At 41.0% G+C, this 1589-nt stretch carries 2 protein-coding genes; both read right to left on the bottom strand.

Going from position 1 to position 1589, the window contains the following annotated elements:
* On the bottom strand, positions 1 to 1170 hold a 1170-nt coding region (locus MU846_RS14845), incomplete at its 3' end, for an elongation factor 2 family protein (protein ID WP_246953980.1).
* Positions 1170 to 1589 (bottom strand): elongation factor 2 family protein (locus tag MU846_RS14840; RefSeq protein ID WP_246953978.1); only part of this gene is annotated, 420 nt, incomplete at its 5' end. The genes MU846_RS14845 and MU846_RS14840, both read right to left, overlap by 1 nt.

Here is a 1589-nt window from a genome sequence, read left to right as displayed (position 1 = left end):
CTTTCTTTTCCTGGTGTCTTGAACTATGTTGAATGGCTTGGTGTTGGTGTCGAGTGGGTCTCCTGGCAAGACCTGCCAATGATCGAAGACACATTGAGGGAAAGCCTGTCCACCAGTATTACTTCTCAAGTCAGCAGTGAAGCCAAATGATTCATTTACTGGCAAATAAGCTTTAACGACAAACATGGGGGTTCCAGCAACTTGCATTTCCTCAAAAACATGGCCTCTTCTTCTATTAAGAACACCATAAATACCTCCAACAGCAACTTCAGGACATTGGATTTCACACAGGTATACAGGTTCCATCAATCTGGGACTGGCTGTAAGGATGCAAGCATAAAGGCATCGCCGGGCTGTTGGAATGATCTGGCCACCTCCTCTGTGAATAGCATCAGCATGAAGAGTAACATCATAAATGTTGAACCTCACACCTCGCATGTTTTCTTCAGCCAAAACTCCCTCCTTTGTAGCCCATTGGAATCCAGCAACAACACTATCCTTGATTTCATTCAAGTATTGTACTCCCTTAGTGCAGTCCATCAGTAGATTAGGTCCTGACCCATCAGGTCCAAATGCCCAAATTTTCCTTGCCTCAGACACATCATATTCGTATTTCTCGGCTAAATATCTGGCTCTGATTTTGAAGTCATCACGTGGATTGACATCACCTTTGTCAATATCTTCAGGTAAACCATCTGGCATAGGACAAGCTTTCATAAACAGACGATTATGTTTGTTAGGTGATTTGGACAGACACATTTGGTTACTCTCTTCTGAAACTGTTTCTCTGTATGAAACAACGGGATCAGATTTCTTTAGAGGAATGCAGGCATGATCTTCTTCAAGATCTTTCAGACAGATTTCAAGATGAAGTTCTCCAGCTCCAGCAATGATATGTTCACCAGATTCTTCAATAATACATTGTACCATAGGATCTGATTTTGCTAAACGTTTGAATCCTTCAACAAGCTTGGGTAAATCTGCTGGGTTTTTAGGTTCTACAGCTACTCGCACGACTGGTGAAACGCTGAATTTCATGACTCTCATGTTATGTGCATCCTTAAAGGTTGTAATTGTTCCAGTTTTTACTAAAAATTGATCAACACCAACCAAACCACAAATGTTTCCACTGGGAACATCTTCAATTGCTTCAACATAACGCCCCATCATCAAAATGGTTCTTGGATAGCTTTTTCATACAAATCTTCTTTCTTTCCAGGGGTAAAGTTTGGTCCCATGATTCTAGCCTTCATACCTGTTGAAACTTTTCCAGAAAATACACGTCCAAAAGCATAGAAACGGCCTTTGTCAGAGGTGGGTACCATTTTTGAAATATACATCATAAGTGGAGCATTAGGATCACAAGTCTTAATACCAATAGCAGCTTCATCATCGTGAGGCCCTTCATATAACATTTCCATCCTATACTTCTGGGCAACAACAGGGGATGGTAGATGAATTGCTATCATCTGAAGTAAAGCTTCACCAGCTGGAAGCCAAGACCTCCTTACAACTTTCAACAATTGTTTTCCATCTTTCTCACGATCTTCAACTCCCAATTTAATGTTCAGTTTTTCTAAAAGGGTGGC

The organism is Alcanivorax quisquiliarum, from assembly GCF_023051175.1.
Classification (GTDB): Bacteria; Pseudomonadota; Gammaproteobacteria; order Pseudomonadales; family Alcanivoracaceae; genus Isoalcanivorax; species Isoalcanivorax quisquiliarum.
The sequence above is the reverse complement of the archived record's forward strand: the minus strand, read 5'-3'. Positions and strand labels throughout refer to the sequence as shown.